The following is a 22,473-nucleotide window of genomic DNA, read 5'->3' as shown; positions in this document are numbered from 1 at the left end:
AGCCGACTTGTCCTGGCGACGGCCGCTAGTAGGTCCACATCCAGCCGAGGGAGCTGCTGGTGGATCTGGTGCCTGCCAGCAGCAACAGCGGCCTGCTCTTGTCGACCGCCGCGTTCTCGACCTGTCCGGTGTACTTGCTGCTGGCCGCGTGGGCGATCGGCAAGGCCGTGATCTCCGCGCAGCTGCTGGCATCCACGGTGTGGGCGACGTCGCCTGTACCGCTGGTCTGGAACGATCCCCAGTTCAGCAACGCGCTGATGCCGCTGAGGTCGCCTGGATTCTGCGGACTGTGCGTCCAGTCCGTCAGGTCCAGGACTACGACGTGCCTGCTGGCCGTTCGCCGGCCGGTCGGACCGCATTTCGGATGGACCTTGATCTTGGTGATCGAGAAGTCGAACAGTGCGCTGCCTTCCGGGTTGGCACTCCATTGTTGAGGATCAATGGTGCTCAGTCTGCAAACATATAATCCGACATGAATTATTCACTCGTTCCCGGCAGTGTATTTCAACGGGCGTCGTCGCCTACAATGCGGCACGTCAAAAATCGGCTTCTGGGCTGAAGAGAATTCGCTCTATGGCGCGCACGGCGGCATTTCCGGTTAAGCTGTCGGCGCTTCGCTGGCGATGCTTCCTTTAGGCATGATCCCCATGCGAGGTTTACTCCCCTCCGATCGGCGGTTAAGGTACTACGCCGCCGGAGGGGGAGGTAGTCCGGGACTTGGCGGATTCGTCGAAAGGCGGAGATAATTGCCGATTGCAGCCGGTGTCCGACTGAAGGCGGACAGGGAAGCCAAGCCTGCGGCGGAAAGTTCGCCAATGGAAAGAATGGGAATCAGCGCGGCTTGCCGTCAATCCTGCGGGCTCTGGAGGGGCGGATCACGGTTGAGATCACGGGTCGAAACGCACTTGTCACGTTCCATCGCGGCGGAGAGACTATGTATTCACCTGGACGATCACGTACGTGCGAGACGGGGTAACTCTAACGGCTCAGCACACAGTGATCCAGAACGCCTCCTATTCGATGGCTCAGCACCGCGGCGGCTGACAGCACGCACTGGGCAACGGGTTCCGGAGAGGTCACCGGTTCGGCGATCACGGCGCCGGTGATCTGGCGGGCCTGGGATCAACGGGCTCGTGCTCGATGCGGGCACCGTCTTGACGGCAGGTGGGGCCGCCAAACAGACGATCGCCACTGCGGCGGGCTCCTGCCCGGGCGCGCCAACGCGGTCGGCTCGAGACCCATGCGGCTGTTCATCCGGCCGCGCGTTCGCCGGTGAGTGCGGAGAGCAAATCGTCGGCGGTGATGACCTCGGCCAGGAGGTTGAGCGACTCCAGCGACGCCTGGTGCGCGGCTTCGGATCCGGCGGAGCAGGCATCGGAAAGCACGATGGTGCGGTAGCCCAGTTCCGAGGCGATTCGTGCGGTGCCTTCGACCGAGATGTTGGTGGCCACGCCGACGAACGCGACGGTGTCGATTCCGCCGGCACGCAGGACCACATCCAGTGCGCTGGCGTGGAAACCAGTGATCCGCGTGTGGGTCACGATCGTGTCGGTGTCTGCTGGGGCGGCCGATTCGACGAGTGCCGCGCCGGGCGTTCCGTCGAGGAGGCAGTTGTTCGCGGCGACCATGCCCAGGAGGGGTGAGTTCGCGACGAGGTCAGGATGTCCGGGCTTGAATGCGACGCGGGTGTAGATGATCTTCGCGCCAGCTTGGCGTGCTCCGGCCAAGACCCGAGCGGATGTGTCGAGCACGCCGGTGCGCTCGACTTCGGCGCGGAAGAACGGTGCGAAGGCACCGTCGGCGCCGACGATGTCGTGCTGCAGGTGGATCGCGATCAATGCGGTGCGCGTCGGGTCGATAGTGGGCATGGGGGAGGGTCCCTTCTGGTCGGGAACAGGTCAATGTGTGCGGCGAAGCCGTGCCGAGCTAACCATTCCAGCCGCGGTGGACGCCATGAGCCGACGCGGACCACGACGAAATCCGTCCCTGCGGCGGATCCGTTCACTGGTTGTCGATGCGGAAGACGTAGGCGTGCTGGCTGGTGGTGGCGCAGGCTGGGTCGGTGCCCGGGGTGGTGATGACGAGGCGGGGGCCGTCGCGGTGCCAGGCCAGCGGCCGTCCGTCGGAGCCGAGCAGCGTGATCCGCGTCCGCTCGCTGGTCGGGACGTCGAAGTCGGCGACGAGTTCGCGGCCAGGCCAGGACAGCGCGGTCAGGTAGAGCACACCGGTGGTCTTGCTTGCCGTGCATCGAAGCTTTCCCGTCGTAGGCTGGGTCCACGGTCTCGTGCCGTAGATTGCCTCGCCGTTGAGTTTCAGCCACGCGCCGATGCCGCGCAGCCGCTCGCGCATCGGTTCGGGGATGGTGCCGTCTGCGCGTGGGCCGATGTTGAGCAACAGGTTCGCGTTGGCCGCGACGGAATTGACGAGCAGGTGCACCAGTTCGCTGGTGCCGCGCAGGGAGTCCGCGGTTTCGCGGCTGTCGTAGCCCCAGGATTCCGCCATCGTGCGGCACACTTCGGAGCGTTCGCCGGTGGGCTGCTGGTTCATGCCGGCGCCCTGCTCGACGGTGGTGTAGTCGCGGTGGGTGCGGCCGTCGCCGAATCGGTCGTTGACCAGGACGCCGTCCGGATTCGCGGCGGCTGCCCGGTTGTAGTAATACGCGATGGTTTCGTTGCTGCGGAAGTACTTCTCGTCGCCGCCGATGTCGCACCAGATCATCGACGGGCGGTACCGGTCGACGAGTTCGCGCAGCTGGGGACGGACGATGCTCTCGGCGTAGTCGTAGACCATTCCTTGGCCGGTGTACGGGACGCGACGGCGCGTGTAGGCATTGCGCGGCGGCCGTTGGGGGAACATCAGCCGGTTGACCAGCGCGCTCTCGCCCCAGCTCGACCTGCCGCCTCGGTAGGGCGCGGGGTTGAACCATTCCGGCACGGAGTAGTACAGCCCCGGTTTGACGCCGCCGTGGTTGCGGGCCGCGTCGACCAGTTCGCCGACCAGGTCGCGTCGCGGCCCCAACTCGGCCGTATTGCGGCCCGTGGTGGCGGTCGGCCACAGGGCGAGCCCGTCGTGGTGTTTGGCGGTCAGCACGAAATAGCGTGCGCCGGCGTCGTCGAACAGGCTCACCCAGTCGTCGGGGTCGAATCGTTCCGCGCCGAATTGCTCGATGAAATGGTCGTAGGGCGCGGCCGGGCCGTAGCGGCGCAGGTGGTGCAGCCAGGCCGAGGTGCCCGGGATCTGCTGCAGGCGCGCGTACCACTCGCCCGCGCAGTACTCCCCGAGCGTCTTCGGCAGCCGGGAGCGAATTCGGTCCGTGCCCGGTAGCAACGTGGAACCGAACGCGGGCACCGAATACGCGCCCCAATGCACGAAAATGCCGAACTTGCCGTCGTCCCACCACTCGGGCAGCGGATGGCGGGCCAGCGACTCCCGCGTCGGTTCGTACGCTGGCCGCTCCCCAGTGTGCGAGCTGTCTCTGCCGAGTGGCAGCTCCACTGGGTCACCTGTCATCGTGATCCCCGGCCTTTCGTTCGCATCCCGGACGCGTCGGAACTTTCGCGGGGAAGCTGGAACTTCCGCGAGAGTTCCGAAACAGTATCATGAATATTTCCGATTCCCGGGATACGGACTTCGTGAGAATCGCCCGATTCCTGCGACTCGCATGCGAGTCTTGAGTAGTCGGTGCTGGTCCCCCCCAGCACCTCCGCGGTCGAGCGAACCAGCGCCCCCGCTGGGCTTTCTGGTGCAATGCGTGCCCGAGCGGGACCCTTAGGCGGCGCAATCCGGCCCAGACCGCTTGCCATCGGGGAACTTGAACTCCGCTGTGGGCCGTGGGGGAGGGGGTGAGAGTCCGCAGCGGAGTATGACCAGTGTAACCGCACGATGCCTGAACATCGATTTCGTGTCCAGTGCTAGTGGCGATTGGTGAAGAATTTATGTTCACTGCCCGGTTGTCGAACCGGCGCGCGGTGCGTGGTTGTGCAATCGCAGCGATTCGCCAGATCCTCTCGTCAAGGGCAAGGACGGAGGTGGAGGTCAAGAACCTCCCGACAGAAACGCGCTGGAACTAGCGAGCCTCTGACGGGCTGCGAGCCACGCCAGGCAGTCAACCGCGGACGGGTGCGCGTCGATCGCCATGCGGAATTCTGCCCTAATCACGAGTGGCAACCGCACCGGTTGTCAGTAGCGGATTTCCCGAGTTCGGCATGAACGATCCACTACTGCGATATGAAGAAATTCATTACCTGGATGAACGACCCTGGGGAATGCTTGCCGATTCCGCCTCCGTCTTGCGAACATGACGTGAGACTGCTGCGGAGCATCTACGCGCGCCGTGGGGTTATGAAGTGCTGACTAGGTGACGTTAGGGGTGATTTGGATGCGTGGGAAGTGGATCGTCCTGTTGTCCGCGTTGGGGCTGTTCTGAAGTTCGGTTGCGGGACTCAGCCCGAGACCGGCTCGGCCGGAGGGTGGGGCACGTGACGCACCAATGGGTATCTCGCGGGGCCGGCGGGAAGCGTTGTCGTCACGGGCGCGTGACTTCTGCGTCGCGAGTTCCCAGCGTATGCCGATCGAATCGAGGCTTTTTCTCATCGGCCGGGGAGGTCGCCGCGAGAGTGCTGTGCGCGGGCTATGGGGAGGAATCGGTCGAGTCGGATCCCATGGACGGACAGACCCGCGGGGACATCGAGGTGTTCCCGCGGGTCTGTGAAGGCCGTCGCTGCGGCGAACTTGCGTTCCTGCACGTCGCGGCGGGTGTCGGCGACAAACTCCACGGCGTTGGCTCGGCGGACCGCTCGATGGCGCGCCGAACGCGTTCTGGAGAGCATCGGGCGTTCGCTGCGCAAGGGGATCTGCAGACCCCCGAACTCCCGACGCCCTCGCCCGGACTCTGGCAGAGATCCACTACCTGAAATACCTGCCCAATCGAACCTTTCCTGCGGAGCCAGCAGCGCCCGAGACACAGGAAGCGTGTACCTCGTGAGTGAGAACCTTGCGAATTCGGCGGTGCTGATTGACACGGACAATGCTCAGCCGGTGAGCGTTGACGGGCTGAGGTTCGCGAGCGGATGTATCGGCGGGCGGTGCGATGTGCGGGACTCGTCCTTGACGTAGCCGTACCAGTCCGCGCACTGGCGCATCAATATCGTCGGCAATGGTCACGAGCTGAATCGGTGTCGAGCGTCCGTCGGTTACGAACCTGCCGGATTCGCTATGCGGACCTGAGCGGGGAACGGCCCGGAGCAAGCGGGGAGTGGATCAGTGTTCGCGGTGCCAGTCGTCGAGGACGTCGCGTGATCGCCGGTCGTGGCGCTGCGTTTGGTGTATCTGATCTTCCTCCGGCTGGTGGGTCTGCTGGTGTTGCTCGGTCGTTCGTCAGCGTCCGAGAACATCGAGTTGTTGGTGCTTCGCCACGAGGTGGCCGTGCTGCGCGGCGGCAACCCGAAGCAGCGCCTGGATTGGGCCGACCGGGCGGTGATTGCTGCCTTGGTTCGCGTGCTGCCCACAGGGTTGCGGCTGCGCCGGTTGGTCACTCCGGCCACGATCTTGCGCTGGCACCGGCGTCTGGTCGCCGGGAAGTCGGACGTATCGACACCGAGTCGGCCGTCCGCCTGTCGACGTGGCGCTCGCCGAGTTGATCGAACGGATGGCCGCTGAGAACCAGCACTGGGGATACAAGAGGATTCAAGGTGAGCTGCTCAAGCTTGGACACCGGGTCGGTTCTTCGACGGTCCGGCGGGTCCTGAAGCGGGCTCGGATACCTCCTGCGCCGGGCCGGCAGAACGACACGACGTGGCGGCAGTTCCTGCGCACGCAGGCCTCGACGATGCTGGCCTGCGACTTCTTCCATGTCGACTGCGCGCTCGCCCTGAAGCGGATCTGCGTGTTGTTCGTGGTGGAGGTCGGCAGCCGTTACGTCCACGTTCTCGGCACGACCGCCCGCCCGGACGGCGGGTGGGCCACGCAGCAGATCCGCGACCTCGTGATCGATCTCGGTGATCGAGTGAACGAGTTCAGAGTGCTCGTCCGTGACCGGGCTGGCCAGTTCACGGCGTCGTTCGACGCCGTCCTGGCCGACGCGGGCATCGAGGCGGTAAAGATCTCTCCGCGCTGTCCACGGGCTAACAGCTACGCGGAACGTTTTGTGCTCACGGTCAGGACTGAACTCACTGATCGTATGTTGCTCGTGGGCGAGCGGCATCTGCAGGCCGTGCTCGCCGAGTACGTCCGGCACTACGACGGTCGGCGGCCGCACCGGTCCCGCGAGCTTCGTCCGCCACGGCCGACCCACCCCGTGACTAACCTCGGCTCCCGACGGATCAAGCGACAGCGGCTTCTCGGAGGCCTGATCAACGAGTACGAACGGGCCGCGTAAAGCTACTGGTCAGCGCCGGTGACTGACTTTTGGAACCCCACAGGCTGCACCGCTGTCTCCGCGACCCGCCTGTCGACGATCCGCCAGACGGAGGTCAAACGGAAACAACCAACCCGTTCTGAACGCGGCGCACTGTCTTCGGCCCGATCTGAGGGAACAGGTTTGGCGGCTGGCGCGCGGCTGGTACTGAACTCCCGGAACGGGCGACTTCTCACTGAGTTCTCATTTTCGTGCGGGAGAGTGGGGCCAGGCGGAAGGAGGCTGCGGTGCATCTGGTCGTGGTCGACGACGAGGAAGCGGTCCGGGATTCGCTGTCGCGGACGCTGCGCTTCGAGGGTTATACCGTTTCGCTCGCGCGGGACGGGGCGGAAGGTCTCGACGTGATCCGGGCGGAGAAGCCGGACGGCGTCGTGCTCGACGTGATGATGCCGGTGCTCGACGGTCTGGACAGCTGTCGAGTGCTGCGTGCCGAGGGCAACTTCGTGCCGATCCTGATGCTGACCGCGCGCACGGGCGTCACGGACCGGGTCGCGGGTCTCGACGCGGGTGCCGACGACTACCTGGTGAAACCATTCGCGCTGCTGGAACTGCTGGCCCGGGTGCGGGCGCTGCTGCGCCGGGTCGAGTACGACGCCCCGGCGCGTCCGGCCGGGGCCGCGCTCTCCTTCGCCGACCTGGTCCTGGACCCGGAGACCAGGGAGGTTCGCCGGGGCGACCGGCCGATCCGGCTGACCCGCACCGAGTTCGCGATGCTGGAGGCGTTCCTGCGGCATCCGCGGATCGTGCTGACCCGGGCGGCGATGTTCGACCAGGTGTGGGGCTACGACTTCGGCAGTTCGTCCAACGGCCTGGACGTCTACGTCAGCTATCTGCGCCGGAAACTCGAAGAGGGCGGCGAATCCCGGCTGCTGCACACCGTGCGCGGGGTCGGCTACGTGCTGCGGGACGACCCGCTGTGAAACGGCTGCGGTGGCGGGAGCGCTCGCTGCGCACCCGGCTCACCGCGATGGTCGCGCTCGCCATGGCCGTCGCGGTGGTCGCGACGTTCTCGGCCGCGTGGTTCCTGACCCGGGCCAATCTGTATCAGCAGTTCGACGCCCAGTTGCAGACTTACGCGCAGGTCGCCGCGAAGGCCGCGGATCCGGCGGAGGCGCTGGCCACGCTGCGTGCGGTGCAGCAGGACAAGTCGGGTCCAGGCTCCGGGCGGGCCGAGGGGATGGCGGTGGAGTTCGTCGACGCGGACGGGGCGAGCGTCGGCGTGGCGGGCGCGCCGCCGTTTCCGACTGGCCCGCAGGCCCGGTTCGTCGCGGCGGGGGACGCGGCGCTCGGCTTCGATGTCGAACGCATCGGCGGGGACCGCTACCGGGTGCGCAGCGTGCCGCGGCCCGGTGGGGGAGCGGTGCTGGTCGCGCGCAATTCCGAAGGCCTGGAAGGAACTCTCGCCGAACTCGGCGGGTGGCTGACCCTGGCTGGGCTGGTCGGCGTTGCCGGTGCGGCGCTGGCCGGGCGCGCGATCGCCAAGACCGCGCTGCGTCCGGTCGCCGCGCTGACGGTCGCCGCCGAGGACGTCGCCAGGACTCAGGAACTCGCCGCCGGCATCACTGTCGCGGGCAAGGACGAACTGGCGCGGCTGGCCGACGCGTTCAACGAAATGCTCGGCGCGCTCCGCCTTTCGCGCGACGAGCAGCGGCGGCTCGTGCAGGACGCCGGGCACGAGCTGAGGACTCCGTTGACCAGCCTGCGCAACAACATCGAGCTGCTGATCCACGCCGAGGGCCAGGACCGGGCGTTGCCGCCGGAGGACCGGACCCGGCTGCTCGCGGACCTCGATGTCCAGTCGGTCGAACTCACCACTTTGGTCGGGGAGCTGGTGGACCTGTCCACCGGCGAGCGGGAGCCGGAACCGGTGGACCGGGTCGATCTCGCGGACGTGCTCGCCGCCGCCGCGGACCGGGTCCGGGCCCGGTCGCCGCAGGTGGAGTTCGCCGTGACGCTGGCGAGCGCCGAGGTGAAGGGCCGGGCCGGGGCGCTGGAGCGGGCGGTGCTGAACGTGCTCGACAACGCCGCGAAGTGGAGCCCGCCGGGCGGGACGGTCCGGGCGGCGGTGCTGCCGGAGATCCCGGCGATCGTCGTCTCGGACCAGGGGCCGGGCATCGCCGAGGTCGACCTGCCGCACGTGTTCGAGCGGTTCTACCGGGCCGAGGCGGCGCGGTCGAAGCCGGGTTCCGGGCTGGGGTTGGCGATCGTGGAGCAGGTGGTCGGCCAGCACGGCGGGACGGTCCGCGCCGGAGCCGCCGACGGCGGGGGAGCGCGGTTCGAGCTGGCGTTCCCGGCCGCGGGCGCGTGATCGGGTCAGTCGGGAGGATCCGGTCGCAGGGCGACGGTTGAGCGGAATGCGGCATCCCGCCCGAACCGGCCGGATCCGCTCGTGCCGCTGAAGGACTCGCCGCGCCGGGCGAATCCGCCGCGAATTCTCCCGTCCGATACCGATATCGGCGGGTTCCGCCCCCGAGTCCGAACCCCGCCGAGCGCTTCTTAACCGAACCCCGGGGAATTCTCATCAGCTTCTCATCCGGCCCGCCGACTGTGGGGCAGGTGACCGGAAGCCTTGTCAGCGCCACTCCCGCGAAGCGGCTCGCCTGGTGGGCGATCGGCCTCACCACGGCCGCGCTTTCGCTGATCGGCACGTTGTCGTTCGCCTTCGACTCGACCGTCGACCCGTTCCGCGACCCGGTCAGCGACTACGCCCTGCACCGGGTCGCCCGGATCTGGTTCGCCCTGGCCGTGCTCCTGGTGCTGACCGCCGGAGTCCTGCTCGTCGCGGCCGCCCGGGCCACGGCGTTGCCCGCCGGGCGCACCACCATCGTCCTTTTCGGACTGTGGGGCGTCGCGCTGGTGATCGAGCTGGTGTTCCAGGGAAACGCGACGGTGGGCGAATCGACCTTTCACGGCACTGTCCACCGGATCGGCGGCGCTGTCCTTTTCGGAGCGTTGCCGCTGGCCTGCGCGTCGCTGGGGCGACGGCTGAGCGCCCAGCCGCATTGGGCGAGGACCGCGCGCCGCCTCACCGGTTGCGCGATCGCGGGCCTGGTCACCGCCGCTGGTTTCGGCGCCGCCCAGTTCGTCACGGCATTGCCGGCCGGATTGCTCGAACGCGTCGCGCTCACCGCGGAACTGGTCATCCTGATCACCGGTGCCCGCGCGATCGGAAGGGCGGGCCGATGACCCTCGTCGCGATCGCGCTGGCGGTGCTCGCCGCGTGTTTCTTCGCCGCCGCCGTCCGCTTTCAGCACCGATCGGTCGAATCCGCCGACGGGACCGGTCTGCGCGCCGTCAGCGCAGTCCTGCGCAACCCGATCTGGCTCGGCGGCACCAGCCTCGCCGTTCTGGGCAGCGCGCTGCACCTGATCGCGCTTTCGCTGGCGCCGCTGGCGGTTGTCCAGCCGATCGGCGTGCTCAGCCTGGTTTTGACCGTCGGCTTCCGAAACCCGGACCGTTCCAGCCGGGCAGTCGGCGCGACTGTCGCGGTATGTGCGGGAGTCGGCGGATTCGTCCTGCTCTCCGCCACGTCCGTCGGAGTCGCTGCCGTCCCCAGCCTCGCCAGCGTCCAACCGGCGCTGCTGGCCGGAGCGTGCGCGGCCGCCGGAGCATGGTTTGTCCGCGGCCGTGCGAGATGCCTGACCCAAGCCGCCGCCGCGGCAGTCCTTTTCGGACTCGGCTCCGCCACGATGCGCGTCGCTGCCCTGCATCTTGTCCACGGGACTCCCGGCACGGGCGCGGTAGTGGCCGCCGAAGCCGGACTGCTCCTGCTGACCGGCGGCTGGCTGATGCACCGGGCCTACGCCAGCGGTCCCGCCGCGGTCGCTGTCGCGGCGACAACTGTCGTGGACCCGTTCACCGCAATCCTCGCCAGCGCCTTGCTGTTCGGCGAGCGACCAGTCGCGTCGCCCGTCGCCGCCACTGTCCAAATAGGACTGGCCGCCGTCGCCATCGCCGGCGTCGTCGTGCTGGCCTACGCGAAACCGTCACCTCGAACTGTTCAGGAGCGTCCCATGCCGCATTCCCGGTTGCGTATCGTCATCGGCGCCGACACCTTCCCTCCCGATGTGAACGGCGCCGCCCACTTCGCCGAACGCCTGGCCCGCGGATTGAGCGCCCGCGGCCACGAGGTCCACATCCTCACCCCGCAGCGCGCCGAGGTCCCCGGTCCGGACGCGGGCTACGCGCTCCATTACGTGCCGTCCCACCGCACGCCCTTCCACCCGACGTTCCGCTTCAGCACCCCGCGCCGCGCCCGTCGCACCGCCGCCGAACTGCTGGACAACCTCCGCCCCGACGTCGTCCACGTCCAGTCGCACTTCTCGGTCGGCCGCGGTCTGCTGGCCGCCGCCGGAGAACGCGGCGTCCCCGCCGTCGCGACAAACCACTTCATGCCGGAAAACCTGCTCGGCTTCGTATCGCTGCCCGAACCGGTGACGTCGGCGCTGACCCGCTGGGCCTGGCGCGACTTCGTCCGGGTCTTCCGCCGCGCCGGCGTCGTCACCACGCCGACCCCGCGCGCCGCGCAACTGCTGGAGGAAAAAGGTTTCCCCGGCCCGGTCGCAGTGGTCTCGTGCGGAATCGACCTGGGCCACTACGCCCCGGCCGTACCCGCGCCCGCCGATCCCGTCCGCGTCCTGTTCGTCGGCCGCCTGGACGCGGAGAAGAACGTGCACGACCTTCTCCGGGCCCTGCCGAAAGTCCCGACCCTGCACGCCACCCTCATCGGCGACGGTTCGTGCCGGACCGAACTGGAACACCTCGCCGCCCGCCTGGACGTCGCGGACCGGGTGACGTTCCGCGGTTTCGTGCCCGACGCCGAACTGGTGCGCGCGTACCGGACCAGCCACCTCTTCTGCATGCCGGGCACCGCCGAACTGCAAAGCCTGGCAACGATGGAAGCGATGGCCGCCGGCCTCCCGGTGCTCGCCGCCGACGCGATGGCCCTGCCCCACCTGGTGACCCCGGGCCGGACCGGGTGGCTCTACCCGCCCGGCGAGACGGAGGTGCTGGGGGAACGTTTGCTGGAACTGACCGCCGATCCCGCCCTGCGCGCGAGAATGGGCCGAGCCGGCCAAGAAGCCGTTGCCAGGCACGGAATAGCCCGGACCCTGGACGCCTACGAGGATCTCTACCGAGCCGCGACTGGGGCACACCCGCGCAGCCGACCCGGCGGTGTAGCGCAAACGCCGCTACCGCCGCTCTTCCAGCCCTAGCCCAGCGCCTGCCGCAGTCTCGCGGCTCAGGCGCCCGCACCCCCTTTCGTCCGGAACACATCCAGCGATTCGAGGCACACACAACGAGTTGGAGGCCGAGAAAGAAACGATTGCCGCGCGGATAGCGGCTTTGGACATGGAGGCGGAAAGCCAACTGAAGCGGCCGGGGCCCGACAAGGCGGCTCTGCTTGACCCGTTGCCCGTGCTTGCACTGAAGCTCGCCGCGGCACCGCCGGAGCTGCTGAGGAAGTTCTTCGACGTGCTCCGGCTCGAACTACGATTGCTGTATGACGATCCTGTCGAGATTGCCGTCACTCCGCCCGCCGGGGACGTTCCGGACGCGGCGGAAGGAATCGCGGATCAGATGACTGACGCACAAGGTTCACCCGCTCAGGCGAGCGCTCGCTTGTGCGCAGAGGTCGTCCGCCCCCCGGGTGGTTCGGACAACGTCCGCGTCAGAAAGAACGGCCTCTGAGCTCCGGGGTTTCTGCCCGTGGCGGGGATCGTGAGCTGCCAGCGGGGCGAGCCGGAGTGACGGCGGAGCCCGGTGAGCGCCCGGCGAGCTGGGAAGTGCCGTGCTTCGTGCTACCGCGGTCAATGGCTCAACCTGTCTCGCCTTGAGCCGATGGCAGCACGGGCAAGCCAGACCTTAAGCGACCAGATTCTGTCAGCTGGCCCCGCTCAACGGGCAGTGCCGCCGTTCCTGGTTGCCGGCGGTCCCGCTGATTGAACCGCCGGAACGCACCGGACCGTCGGAGGCCCGGTGCGATGGCCGGATTACAGCCAGTCCCGTTTTTTGAAGGATGCGTAGAGGCCGGCGGAAAGAATGACGATGACGAGGGTGGACGTCCAGAACCCGGCTGTGGTCTGGAAACCGGGGTAGGGAACGTTTTGGCCGTAGAAACCGGTGACGGCGGTCGGGATGGCGATGATGGCCGCCCAGCTGGTGACTTTTTTCATGATGGTGTTGAGGCGGTTGCCCTGGATGTTGAGTTGCGTCTCGCGGATCGTGGTTACCAGGTCTCGCAGGGATTCGGTCCATTCCGAGGCGCGCAGGACGTGGTCGTAGATGTCCTGGAAGTAGGGCTGCAGCTCGGCGTCGACGAGGTGCATGTCGCGGCGCATGACGGTGTTGACGACTTCGCGCATCGGGAGCACGACGCGCCGGATGCGCACGAGGCTCTTGCGCAGGGCGAATGAGCGCCGTTGCATGTCGGCGTAGCGTGGACGTTCGTCGAAGACGAGGTCTTCGAGTTCCTCGATCTGCTCGTCGAGAGATTGCACGACTTCGAAATGACCGTCGACGATGTGGTCGAGCAGCCCGTGCAGCAGGAATCCGACGCCGTTTTTCGCCAGGTCCGCCGCGGAGTCCCAGCGAGCGACGACCGCGTCGACGGGGAAGTTCTCGTCTTTGCGGACGGTGACCAGGGCCTGGTCGGTGATGAAGGCCGCTAGTTCCGATACGAGCAGTGTTCCGTCGGTGTCGAGCGCGGCCGAATAGGCGGTCAGGAAAGAATGAGAGTCGTACCGGTCGAGCTTCGCGCGTTGGTGTTCGTGCACGGCGTCCTCGACGGCGAGGGGGTGCAGGCCGAGTTCTTCGCTGATGGCTGCCAGGTCGGCTTCGGTCGGAGCGCAGAAGTCGAGCCACACAGTGGTTTCGGGGTCGGCGAGGTAGTCGGACACCTCCGCGACCGGGATCCCTTCGGCCGCGAGCACTCCGTCGCGATACACCCGTGTGCGTGCCATGACGGGCCCCGCTCAGAACGACGACGCCAGGTCACCGGCAACGGCACGGGAAGATATCGCGGCAACCAGCACGTCAGCAGCTCCAAACGCATCGCGGGACCGGCCTGTTCACGGCGAACGGGCCACTGGCGCACCCTCCACGAGAGTCGCTGTGAGGACACTGAGAACTGGGCTGCCCGGTTCGGCGAAGCGAGGTTTCGGAGCGGCGATGACGGGGGATACCCCGGATTCCCGGACTGTCGAGGTTCAGCGAGGAAAGGATCCGTGACGAGTGTCGGCGACAAAGCCCGGAACAAGGCAGAGGAGCTGAAAGGCCGGGCCAAGGAAGCCGTCGGCAAGGCGACCGGCAACGAGCAGTGGGAAGCAGAGGGCAAAGCCGAGCAGGGCAAAGGGAATCTGAAGCAATCCGGCGAAAAGATCAAGGACGCGGTCAAAGACGTCGTGGACGAGTGACGATCGGCCGCGGCTGCACGGTCAGCGCAGGGGCTTGGCGGGGCCGCGCCGCGGGGTGCGGCCCGCCGCGCAGCCGTTTCCGGGCGGCGGCCGGATCAACGAGGCGACTAGGAGAAGAACACGGTGGCATTGCTGGGTTTACTGCTGGCGATCTGAGCAATGTGCCTCGTGGCCCGGATCGTCGCGAAGGGATTGCTCTGACTGCTGATCTTCGGCGGGATCCTGTTCGTCGCCACCACGGCGACCGGCCTCGTGAAACGCGAAGCTCTCGGGCGCGGCGAGGGCTGACCCCGCTCGTGTCGACACAGCCCGCCGCGTCCTGGCGCGAAGTGGTGACCTGGTCGCCGTTCAAGACAGACAGCTCCCCACCCGGCGGATCACCGGTGGCAGCCCGCCGCGGCACTGGGATGCACCTTGTTCAGCGGCTCTAGCAGCTGGACGTGCGTCCGGTGCAGCGGGCGGCGCGAACAGGAGCAGCGCGATCCTCGTCGGAACCGCCAGTCCGGTCGAGGTCGCAGCGGCGGTCGGGCCGGCTTTTGGCCTTCCCGCGGATTTCCCGGGCGGCGGCGACGCATCTTGTCCAGTGCTGCCGGGCGTTCTCCTGCCGGCCAGCGGCGAATCCGCCCCCGTTGTCGGCCGGAGGATCTTCCCGCAAAGCACGGTCGAGACTGACCGGCAGCCCGCCTGGCCCCGCCGCCCAAGCGCGGGTGCGTGCACCAGCCGACCCGCCGGTTTGGCGATCGGGTGTGCTGGGAAACCGCGAAATGCGACTGCCGCGGCCCTTTTCCGCAGGCCGCTCGGCTCGGCGTCTCGGAGGCCAGCCGCGCCATGACGTGTGAGCGACAGCGGCGCAGCGTGGGTGCCGATACCCGGGCAAACCGTTTTCCCGGTCCGACTCGGGACGGTGCGCGGAGGCGGACCGGCACGAGCCAGGCGACGCTATCCGAGGGCGGAGAGCAGGTCGTTGAGCGCGGCTTTTTCGGTCGTGGGGTTGGGGCTGGTCGCGCGCAGCTGACGGAGAACGGTGTCGATCTTGCCGTCGACGGTCGTCCAGGCAGCTTGATTCTTGGGTTTGAGCCGGGCTTCGGCGTCGTCCCAGCCGGTTTCGAGGTCGTCGACGCGGCTGGTCGCGCCGGACTGGTCGCCGGAGTTCAGCTTGGCCAACGTGTCCTGGGTGATGGTTTTGAACTGGGACAGGTCGCCCAGCGGGGACTGGTGGACCGGCTGGGCGCCGCTGGTTCCGGTCTGCCCGGGCGCGGGCGAGGCTGAGGCGGTTTCGCCCTGGAGCGCGGAAGTCCGCAGCGAGTAGCCGACGATAGAGGCGAAGACCACGAGGCCGACGACGGCGACCGTCTGCCACAGCCCGCCGCGCGCGGTGTTCTGTGAGGTCGTTTCCCGGGGTGTGACGTCGATTTTGGACAGGCTCAGGTAGACGACGACCGCGATGATGCCGAGGGTGAAGATCAGGCTGGTCGTCGTGGTGCCGAGGCCGAGGCCGCCGTTGTCGGGGGATTGGGAGAGGTAGTCGCCGATCGACGCGCCGAGCGGGCGGGTGAGCACGTAGATGAACCAGAACGCCAGGACCGGGTGCAGCCCGAGCCGCCAGCCGATCGCGAGGACGGCGATGAGCCCGGCGACGATGAGTCCGGTGGGCAGGTAGCCGAGGCCGAGGACTTCGGCCATCAGGTCGCCGGTCGCGGTGCCGAGCGCGAAGGTGAAGAGGATTGCCAGCCAGTAGAAGGCTTCGCGCCGCCGGGTGACGATGGAGTGGATGGACAGCGTCTTTTCCGAGCGGTACCAGGCGAGGAACGTGACCGCGAGCAGCACCCCGAAGATGATGGTGCTGGTCTCCAGGGGCACGCTGGCCGCGTCGGTGAGGTTGTCCGTCACCAGTGTGCCGAACACGCTGACGAGCGCCACGGCGACCCAGTAGGCGACCGGGCGGTAGCGGTCCGCGCGGAACTGGACCGCGAGCGCGACGGCCAGCAGGACGCCGGTGACGACGGATACGCCGGTCAGTCCGAGGTTCAGGTTCACGTTGAGGAAGTCGGCCGCGGATTCGCCGACGGTCGTGCAGAGGACCTTGACGATCCAGAACCAGGCGGTGACTTCGGGAACCTTGTTGAGCAGGGTGCGCTGCCCGGCGAGGGTGCTGGGTGCGGTCATGGGGTGCTGGTCCGTTTCGGTCTGGGAGAGGGACAGCCCGGCTACTCCGCGTAGCACGGCGGGCGTTTGCGACGCTAGGGGAGAGCTGGTGAGGAGTTGGCGTGCGCGAGGTAAGGGTGCGGCAAATGATCTCCGTGCGACGGCCTACCGCCGGCTGAAAGCCATGCGGCCGAGACGGGTCCGGCGGCATCCGGCCGCTCGCATGCGTTCTTCGCGCATTGTGTCGACCTCGGGCAGCGGCAGGGGGCACAGCGTGGTCGCGAGCGCCGAGCTCAGCAGAAAGTCGGCCAGCGCCGGGTTCCGTGCGAGCACCGGCCCGTGGAGATAGGTCGCCACGACCTTGCCGGCGACGGCGCCGTCAGTTCCGTCTCCGTTGCCGGAGCCGGTCACTATGCTGCCGAGAGGTTGGCAGTCCGGCCCGAGCCGGGTCCTGCCGAGGTGGTTCTCGAATCCGGTCAGGAGCCCGATTCCGGAGCCTGCTCGCACCACGATCTCCCCGACCGAGCGGCATCGGCCGGGGACGGTCGTCAGGTCGAGCAGCCCGGTGCCGGCCTGCCAGGACCCCGCGCCGGCGGCGAATCCGCAGCCGAGGATTTGCAGACCGGCGCAGACCCCCAGCACCGCGGCGCCTCGGGCGACGGCGAGCCGCAGACCGGGGTCGCGGCGCAGGCGGCTCGCGGCGAGCTCTTGCGCGGCGTCCTCGCCGCCGCCGAGGAGGTAAAGGTCGAGGGACGACGGGATCGGGGTGTTGTGGCCGATCTCTGTGACGGCGGCGGGGATGCCTCGCCAGCGCAGTCGCTGGACCAGGACTGTGGCGTTGCCGGAATCGCCGTAGGTGCCCAGTATTTCGGGGAGGACGAGCCCGACGCGCGCCACCGACTCACGCATCGGCGCGGGGGACGAGGCGGGCTGGTCTGTTCATGCTTCCGATCATGCGCCGGATCGGGGCAACGCGCAGCAAACCGTGGGTTGTCCCCACACCAGGTCGCGGCTGTGCTCGCGCGCCCCTCGAGCGACGGTTCTGGACGTGCTGACGAGCACCCGCGACGGCAGACGTCTCGCTGTCTGCGACGTCAACGGCGACCGGGACAACCCGGTCACCGTGTTCTGGAAGGCGCTGGATTCCCGGCAAGGCAGGCAGACAGTTTCACCGCTGGACTCGCGATCGCTGACCCGGGCCGAAGGCCGGCCGCACCTCTCCCGGCGTGCGGCACCAGGCCGTAACGTTGAGCGGACACGCTGTTTCGCGCCGGTCATCCACTGGGGGCGGCGCGGGAGGCGTTGGCGGGCAACGATCCAGGCGGTCGCAGCGTGGTCGCGAAGAAGTCGCGTTGATCGGGCTGCAGGTACCGGTCCGCGGCACCGGGGATTCCGGGCAGAAGCTTCACCGGTCCGTGGCCGGGCAGATCAGGACGATAGCTGTCGAAGGTGACCATCGGCGAGTGGATGTCGAGTTCCATGCCCTGCTGGATGCCGGCCTGGGTCATCGCGGCGGCGAGCGTGGTCAGGGTCAGTCCGTTGCCCGCGACGTAGATCAGGTTGCCGTCCCGGTCGGTGCCGAGTCCGGAGCGCCAGGTGTACTGGTACTGGTTGGAGGCGCTGCCCCAGGCTCCGGCGGGGTTGCGGTCCAGAGCGGGGACCGGACTGCCGTGGTCGACGACCAGATCGAGATTCTGCCGGACCGCGGCGACCTGGCGGCCCGGAGAGGGGTCGTGTCCCCATTGGACGATCGCGACGCGTCCGCTGTCGTCGATTACCGCCGAAGCCTTTCCTGCTCGCAGCGGGGCAAGCGTGGCGCCGTCGAGATAGACGCCGCCGCGGCTGTCTTTCATTTTGAACCCTGAATTGAAGACGGCGACGAGGGAGTCGCGCAGCGCGGCGGGAACGGCGTTGGGCCCGGGACCTTGGGGGTCTTTGGTGCCGGCGAAGAGCTGGGTGCGCACCAGGTTCTGGTCGAGCCAGGCGACTCCCGCGACGACGCTGGCGTGCCGCGGATCCGGCTGGATGAACGTAGTGTACTCGGCTGTCTGACCGCCGGCGCGAGCCCCGGCGACCCAGACGCCTTCGCCTGCCGGTGCGCCCGGGCTCGGCCGGAGCGGAGCAGGCCGCGGCCCGGCGGCCGCGACGCGGGAACCGGCAGGTGCGGGCAGATCGGACGAACGCGGCATCGCGTTGGCGGGCGGATGCCGGGTGTACCACCAATTTTCGACCGTGTTGACCACGCCGCCGAGACCTAGGTCGCGCAGCCAATCGACGGTGCGGACCGCGAAACTGGCGTCGCCGGGGTAGGTGAGGGCGCGGACGTAGCTGCCGGCCGGGTAGGCCAGCAGCGCGACGACGAGAATCAGCGCGATGCGGAGCCTCCGGCGCGGTCGTCGGCGGGGAGATCCGGTCAGAGTGGGCACAGCCGCCATGACCCAACGCTAGATTCGCTCAGGTGTGCGGCCAGGCAGCGGAACGTTAGGAAACGGGAAAACGCATTCGGGTTCAGCTGTCGCGTATCGCGAAATCACCATAAAGTTAACGCGCGGCAAAATCGTGCGCGGCCGAATGCCGGGATCGCGTCGCGATAAACTGTTCCGCATGGCCGGGATCCTGCTCGTGGAAGACGACGAAGCGATCGGCGAAATGCTGCGCACCAGCCTGGCTCAGCACGGCCACGAGGTCGCCTGGGTCACCGAGGGGCGGGCCGCGGTGCGCGCGGGGGCGCGGCAGAACTGGGATCTCGCGTTGCTGGACCTGGGCCTGCCCGACCTCGACGGCACGGAAGTGTGCCGCGAGCTGCGCGCGCAGTGCCCGGGGTCGGTGATCGTGGTCCTGACCGCGCGGGGGCAGGAGATGGACGTCATCGTGGGGCTCGAGGCCGGCGCGGACGACTATCTGGTCAAGCCGGTTCCGCTCGGCGAACTGCACGCGCGGCTGCGGGCGCATCTGCGGCGCGTCGGCGGCCAAGCGCCGCCTGACCTTTCCCTGGGAAGATTGCGGATCGACGCCGTCGCGCGGCGGGTGACCGTGGACGGAACTGAAATAGCCTTGCGAGCCAAGGAGTTCGAGCTGCTGCTGCGGCTGGCCGCGGTCGCGGGCCAGGCGGTCAGCCGGGAAGAACTGATGGCGGACGTGTGGGACGCGCATTGGTTCGGGTCGACCAAGACGCTCGACGTGCACATCGCCGCCCTCCGCCGCAAACTCGCCGACGCGGGGGGCAGCAGCGAGATGCCGGAGATCGTGACCTTGCGGCGGCACGGCTACCGGCTCGAAGCCCCGGCGGGCTGAACGCGTGCGGCGGCGGATCGCGGTCGGCACCATGCTCGCCGCACTCGTGGCGATCTGCCTTTTCGGGGTGCCGCTCGCGGTGGCAGCGACGCGGTACTTCACCGCTACCGAACGAGCCGAGCTCGAACGTGCGGCCGAGGGGTATGCGCTGGAAGTGTCGGCGGACGTCCTGCGCAACCGTGCGCCGGACCCGTCGGCGGCAGGCGAGGATCCGACCGAACTCGCCGTCTACCGCGCCTCCGGGAGCCTGCTGGCCGGAAGCGGCCCGGCGGCGCTGGACCCCGCTGACCGCGACGTGCGGCCGGACGAGGTCCGCGCGGCGGACGATCCGGACAACCTCGTCGCGATCATCCCGATCGCCGAGGACGGGACGGTCGTGGGACTGGTGCGGGCCGCGACTCCGCGCACCGAGCTTTTCCAGCGCACGGTCGCCGTGTGGGCCGGCATGGCCGGCCTGGCGGCGGTCGCTCTGTTGTCGGCCTATCTGGTCGCCCGGCGGCAAAGCCGGCGGCTGGCCCGCCCGCTCGAGTCGCTGTCGGAGGCGGCGACCCGGCTCGGCGACGGCGATCTGACCGCGCGCGCCGGACGGTCCGGGATCGCGGAGATCGATTCGGTGGGGGAGTCCCTCGACTCGACCGCGGCCCGGCTGGATGACCTCCTCGCCCGGGAACGGGCCTTCACCGCGGACGCGTCCCACCAGCTTCGTACGCCGCTGGCCGCGATGCGGCTCCAGATCGAGGTCGCTCTGGAGGACCCGGACAGCAACGGCCGCGAAGCGGCCGAGGCGAATCTGCGCGCGCTCGACCGGCTGGACCGGACCGTCACCGATCTGCTGGCCTTGGCTCGGGACACGCCCCCGGTACGCGACGCGGCGGCGGCGCACCTCCAACTGTCCGAGATCGAACGCGAGTGGACTCCCGTGCTCCGCCGCCGAGGACGCGAGCTGACGGTGACGGTCGAACGGGGCGTCGCCGACAGCCCGGTCTCCGAGGCGGTGCTGCGCCAAGTGCTGTCGGTGCTGCTCGACAACGCCGCCCGGCACGGAAGCGGCGCTGTGACCGTCGTGGCACGGGACGCCGGCGGCGCGTTCGCGGTCGACGTCGGCGACGAAGGCCCTGGAATTCCCGCCGGAGCGGACATCTTCCGCCGACGTTCGCCAGGCGCGCGGGGCACCGGCATCGGGCTGGCTCTCGCCCGTCGTCTGGCCGAGGCCGAAGGGGGCCGCCTTCGGGTGAAGCAGCCGATTCCGGCGATCTTCACGCTGTTGCTGCCGCTGCGGCGCTGAACGGAGGGCTGTCCGATCCCCGAAGATCGCGAGCGGCCGGTAAAACTTCGGCTAACTCGGCTGCGCCCGCCGATTTTCCGGCGCATTCTTGCCGAGTGGATCGTTCCGGCGGCAGGTACCGGCTGCGCGCGTTCGCGCGGCTGCTCCGGCCGGCGGTCCGCGGCGGGCCGCTCGTGCGGTGGTCGGACCGCCTCGAGGCTTGGGTGCTGATCGTCCTCGGGGCGGTCGTCGCCGTCTCGTCGGCGGCCGGGATCTGGTTCGCCGCCGCGATTGTCCACTCCGGAACCGGCGGCTCGGGCCACGCGGTGACTGCTTTCGTGCACCCGGATCAGCGCCCGGCGGCCGAGGCAGGCGCCGCCGGTTTTCCGCTGCTGCGACGGTATCGCGTCAGCTGGCATGCGCCAGACGGCTCGCTTCGCGAGGCCGACCTCCCGCTTCGATCGGGTTCGCCCGCTGCCGCCACCACCCGGATCTGGGTGGACGGCCGCGGCGACCGCGTCGCGGCGCCTGACGATCCCGCGCACGCGCTGGTCGTCGCGATCGCGTTCGCCGCGGGCTGGGAAGCCAGCACGCTCATCCTGCTGGCCGGTCTGTACCGGTCGGTCCGGGGGCTGCTCGACGCCGGACGGCACCGAACGTGGGCACGGCAATGGGCGCGCCTCGACGACGCGAGAAACTCTTCGTGACACAAACGAGCGCTTCTCGCGCTCGCCGCCGAGTCCGGGTCGTATCGTGCGATCGGCCGTGACCCGCACGGTCGCGGATGGCGGTGAGGGGCCCCATGGACCGGACACGGCGCGGCGGGACCGACTGGGCGGGATGGCTGCGGCGGTGGGACGCGCAGCAGGAGGGCTATGTCGACCGCCGCGAAGCACGGTTCAGCGCGATGCTCGACGTGGCGGCGCGGCTGCTTCCCGCGTCGTTCGTCGCACTGGACCTTGCTTGCGGGCCGGGGTCGATGAGCCAGCGGCTGCTCGCCCGGTTCCCCGAAGCGCGGGTCCTCGCCGTGGACATCGATCCGGTGATGCTGGAGGTCGGGCGAGGGGCTCTCGGCTCCGGTGGCGGGCGGTTGCGCTGGATCGAGGCGGATCTGGCGTCCTCGGAGTGGCTGAGCCTGCTCGGCGGCGCGCGGGTGGACGCGGCGTTCAGTTCGACGGCGTTGCATTGGCTGGAGCCGGCCGCGCTGACCCGCCTTTACCGTGATCTGTCGCGGGTTTTGCCGCCCGGCGGCCTGTTCCTCAACGGCGACCATCTGCCGTTCGGCCCCGAGCTGCCCACCTTCGCCGGCCTCAGCGAACGCGCCTTGGCCGAGCAGTGGTCGGACTCCGAGTTCGCGGCGCGGGGGATCGAGACCGCGGAGCAATGGTGGGAGGCATTCGCGGCGGACCCGGCTGCCGCGCCGCTGCTGGCGAAGCGGAAGGCACGGTTCGCCGGCAAGCGGCGGCCGGAGACGCGGCTCGATCTCGACGCGCACGTCGCGGCACTTCGTGACGCTGGATTCCGCGAGGCGGGCACGATCTGGCAGGAACTGTCCAATCGTGTGCTGCTGGCGGTGCGGTAGCCGGCTTCACCCAGTGCCAGGAACTCAAGCCGCCGTGGGCCTGGGACCCGGGAGCGGAAGCCGGGACCACAAGACACGGTCACCTGGCGACAAATCGGGTATTTCGATGCCATTGGCGTCCTTTGCAGACGGTCAGCGGGCCGAGGCCTCGGGGCTTGAGTTCGCGGCATCGGGAGCCCGCAGCGTCCGGCGAGCAACCTGACCGAACCAGCTGAGCTGGGAACACGCCGGAAGCGCGTCCACTTCGCAGCCCTGGGTTCCTGGCATTTGAGCCTGAACGCAGCTCTGCCGCCCTCGTGCCTTGTGCAGGAGGAATGCGGCCTGTCCTGGTCGAGAATGCGGCAACCCCGGTTTGACC

Annotated in this window: 19 protein-coding genes; 12 read left to right on the top strand and 7 right to left on the bottom strand. The window is 68.7% G+C overall.

Annotated features, from left to right (window positions below):
* Positions 1–25 precede the first annotated feature (25 nt).
* The 3 genes from EIZ45_RS29000 to EIZ45_RS28990 form a co-directional block, all read right to left on the bottom strand.
* Positions 26–250: a hypothetical protein gene (locus EIZ45_RS29000; protein ID WP_134667128.1), complete on the bottom strand. Its 225-nt coding sequence runs from the start codon at positions 248–250 to the stop codon at positions 26–28.
* Positions 251–1,250: 1,000 nt separating this feature from the next.
* Positions 1,251–1,868 carry a cysteine hydrolase family protein gene (locus EIZ45_RS28995; protein WP_101438562.1) on the bottom strand — a complete coding sequence of 206 codons (618 nt, stop codon included), beginning with the start codon at positions 1,866–1,868 and terminating at the stop codon, positions 1,251–1,253.
* Positions 1,869–2,001: 133 nt separating this feature from the next.
* Entirely contained in the window at positions 2,002–3,495 is a 1,494-nt protein-coding gene (locus EIZ45_RS28990; RefSeq protein ID WP_158242527.1) for an alpha-L-fucosidase, read from the bottom strand.
* Between the two features lie 1,812 nt (positions 3,496–5,307).
* Here EIZ45_RS28990 and EIZ45_RS46525 point away from each other — a divergent pair.
* From EIZ45_RS46525 to EIZ45_RS28960, 7 genes are all read left to right on the top strand, one after another.
* Complete coding sequence (locus tag EIZ45_RS46525) at positions 5,308–5,658, top strand: integrase (RefSeq protein WP_240690809.1); 351 nt, start codon at positions 5,308–5,310, stop codon at positions 5,656–5,658.
* On the top strand, positions 5,621–6,376 hold the full coding sequence (locus tag EIZ45_RS46520) for an integrase core domain-containing protein (RefSeq protein ID WP_240690808.1): 756 nt from the start codon (positions 5,621–5,623) through the stop codon (positions 6,374–6,376). Before EIZ45_RS46525 ends, EIZ45_RS46520 begins: the two co-directional genes overlap by 38 nt.
* 266 nt (positions 6,377–6,642) lie before the next feature.
* Entirely contained in the window at positions 6,643–7,335 is a 693-nt protein-coding gene (locus EIZ45_RS28980; protein WP_101438565.1) for a response regulator transcription factor, read from the top strand.
* Positions 7,332–8,723: a sensor histidine kinase gene (locus EIZ45_RS28975; RefSeq protein WP_101438566.1), complete on the top strand. Its 1,392-nt coding sequence runs from the start codon at positions 7,332–7,334 to the stop codon at positions 8,721–8,723. Before EIZ45_RS28980 ends, EIZ45_RS28975 begins: the two co-directional genes overlap by 4 nt.
* A gap of 248 nt (positions 8,724–8,971) precedes the next feature.
* Positions 8,972–9,601, top strand: coding sequence for a DUF998 domain-containing protein (locus EIZ45_RS28970; RefSeq protein ID WP_158242528.1), 630 nt, complete (start codon positions 8,972–8,974; stop codon positions 9,599–9,601).
* A complete protein-coding gene (locus EIZ45_RS46980; protein WP_240690807.1) occupies positions 9,598–11,631 on the top strand; it encodes a glycosyltransferase in 2,034 nt (677 codons plus the stop codon). The genes EIZ45_RS28970 and EIZ45_RS46980 overlap by 4 nt, the downstream gene beginning before the upstream one ends.
* An 88-nt stretch (positions 11,632–11,719) precedes the next feature.
* A complete protein-coding gene (locus tag EIZ45_RS28960) occupies positions 11,720–12,106 on the top strand; it encodes a hypothetical protein (protein WP_134667126.1) in 387 nt (128 codons plus the stop codon).
* A gap of 302 nt (positions 12,107–12,408) precedes the next feature.
* Here the strand turns inward: EIZ45_RS28960 and EIZ45_RS28955 are convergent, their stop codons facing one another.
* Positions 12,409–13,377 (bottom strand): magnesium transporter CorA family protein, encoded by a 969-nt coding sequence (locus EIZ45_RS28955; RefSeq protein ID WP_101438569.1) that lies wholly within the window; start codon positions 13,375–13,377, stop codon positions 12,409–12,411.
* 264 nt (positions 13,378–13,641) lie between these two features.
* On the opposite strand from EIZ45_RS28955, the gene EIZ45_RS28950 reads away from it, so the two are divergent.
* Positions 13,642–13,830 carry a CsbD family protein gene (locus EIZ45_RS28950; RefSeq protein WP_101438570.1) on the top strand — a complete coding sequence of 63 codons (189 nt, stop codon included), beginning with the start codon at positions 13,642–13,644 and terminating at the stop codon, positions 13,828–13,830.
* A gap of 939 nt (positions 13,831–14,769) precedes the next feature.
* On the opposite strand, the gene EIZ45_RS28945 is transcribed toward EIZ45_RS28950, so the two are convergent.
* From EIZ45_RS28945 to EIZ45_RS28935, 3 genes are all read right to left on the bottom strand, one after another.
* On the bottom strand, positions 14,770–15,996 hold the full coding sequence (locus EIZ45_RS28945) for a hypothetical protein (protein ID WP_101438571.1): 1,227 nt from the start codon (positions 15,994–15,996) through the stop codon (positions 14,770–14,772).
* Positions 15,997–16,140: 144 nt separating this feature from the next.
* A complete protein-coding gene (locus EIZ45_RS28940; RefSeq protein WP_101438572.1) occupies positions 16,141–16,884 on the bottom strand; it encodes a type 1 glutamine amidotransferase in 744 nt (247 codons plus the stop codon).
* Between the two features lie 365 nt (positions 16,885–17,249).
* On the bottom strand, positions 17,250–18,410 hold the full coding sequence (locus tag EIZ45_RS28935; protein WP_101438573.1) for a phosphodiester glycosidase family protein: 1,161 nt from the start codon (positions 18,408–18,410) through the stop codon (positions 17,250–17,252).
* 169 nt (positions 18,411–18,579) lie between these two features.
* Here EIZ45_RS28935 and EIZ45_RS28930 point away from each other — a divergent pair, with 169 nt between their 5' ends.
* From EIZ45_RS28930 to EIZ45_RS28915, 4 genes are all read left to right on the top strand, one after another.
* Positions 18,580–19,269 carry a response regulator transcription factor gene (locus EIZ45_RS28930; protein WP_101438574.1) on the top strand — a complete coding sequence of 230 codons (690 nt, stop codon included), beginning with the start codon at positions 18,580–18,582 and terminating at the stop codon, positions 19,267–19,269.
* Between the two features lie 4 nt (positions 19,270–19,273).
* Positions 19,274–20,554 (top strand): HAMP domain-containing sensor histidine kinase, encoded by a 1,281-nt coding sequence (locus EIZ45_RS28925; RefSeq protein ID WP_101438575.1) that lies wholly within the window; start codon positions 19,274–19,276, stop codon positions 20,552–20,554.
* A gap of 95 nt (positions 20,555–20,649) precedes the next feature.
* Positions 20,650–21,240, top strand: a complete 591-nt coding sequence (locus EIZ45_RS28920; RefSeq protein ID WP_101438576.1) for a hypothetical protein — start codon at positions 20,650–20,652, stop codon at positions 21,238–21,240.
* A gap of 95 nt (positions 21,241–21,335) precedes the next feature.
* Positions 21,336–22,115: a class I SAM-dependent methyltransferase gene (locus EIZ45_RS28915; RefSeq protein WP_101438577.1), complete on the top strand. Its 780-nt coding sequence runs from the start codon at positions 21,336–21,338 to the stop codon at positions 22,113–22,115.
* Positions 22,116–22,473 lie beyond the last annotated feature (358 nt).

The organism is Amycolatopsis sp. CFH S0740 (assembly GCF_004522315.1).
Lineage (GTDB): Bacteria > Actinomycetota > Actinomycetes > Mycobacteriales > Pseudonocardiaceae > Amycolatopsis > Amycolatopsis nivea.
Note: the sequence above shows the minus strand (reverse complement) of the source record. Positions and strands in the feature narration are given on the sequence as shown.

Coding starts and splice junctions, on each gene's coding strand:
- EIZ45_RS28945 (WP_101438571.1), bottom strand. CDS start 15,996: ATGACCGCACCCAGCACCCTCGCCGGGCAGCGCACCCTGCTCAACAAG.
- EIZ45_RS28915 (WP_101438577.1), top strand. CDS start 21,336: ATGGACCGGACACGGCGCGGCGGGACCGACTGGGCGGGATGGCTGCGG.
- EIZ45_RS28955 (WP_101438569.1), bottom strand. CDS start 13,377: ATGGCACGCACACGGGTGTATCGCGACGGAGTGCTCGCGGCCGAAGGG.
- EIZ45_RS28930 (WP_101438574.1), top strand. CDS start 18,580: ATGGCCGGGATCCTGCTCGTGGAAGACGACGAAGCGATCGGCGAAATG.
- EIZ45_RS28995 (WP_101438562.1), bottom strand. CDS start 1,868: ATGCCCACTATCGACCCGACGCGCACCGCATTGATCGCGATCCACCTG.
- EIZ45_RS46980 (WP_240690807.1), top strand. CDS start 9,598: ATGACCCTCGTCGCGATCGCGCTGGCGGTGCTCGCCGCGTGTTTCTTC.
- EIZ45_RS28935 (WP_101438573.1), bottom strand. CDS start 18,410: ATGGCGGCTGTGCCCACTCTGACCGGATCTCCCCGCCGACGACCGCGC.
- EIZ45_RS28940 (WP_101438572.1), bottom strand. CDS start 16,884: ATGCGTGAGTCGGTGGCGCGCGTCGGGCTCGTCCTCCCCGAAATACTG.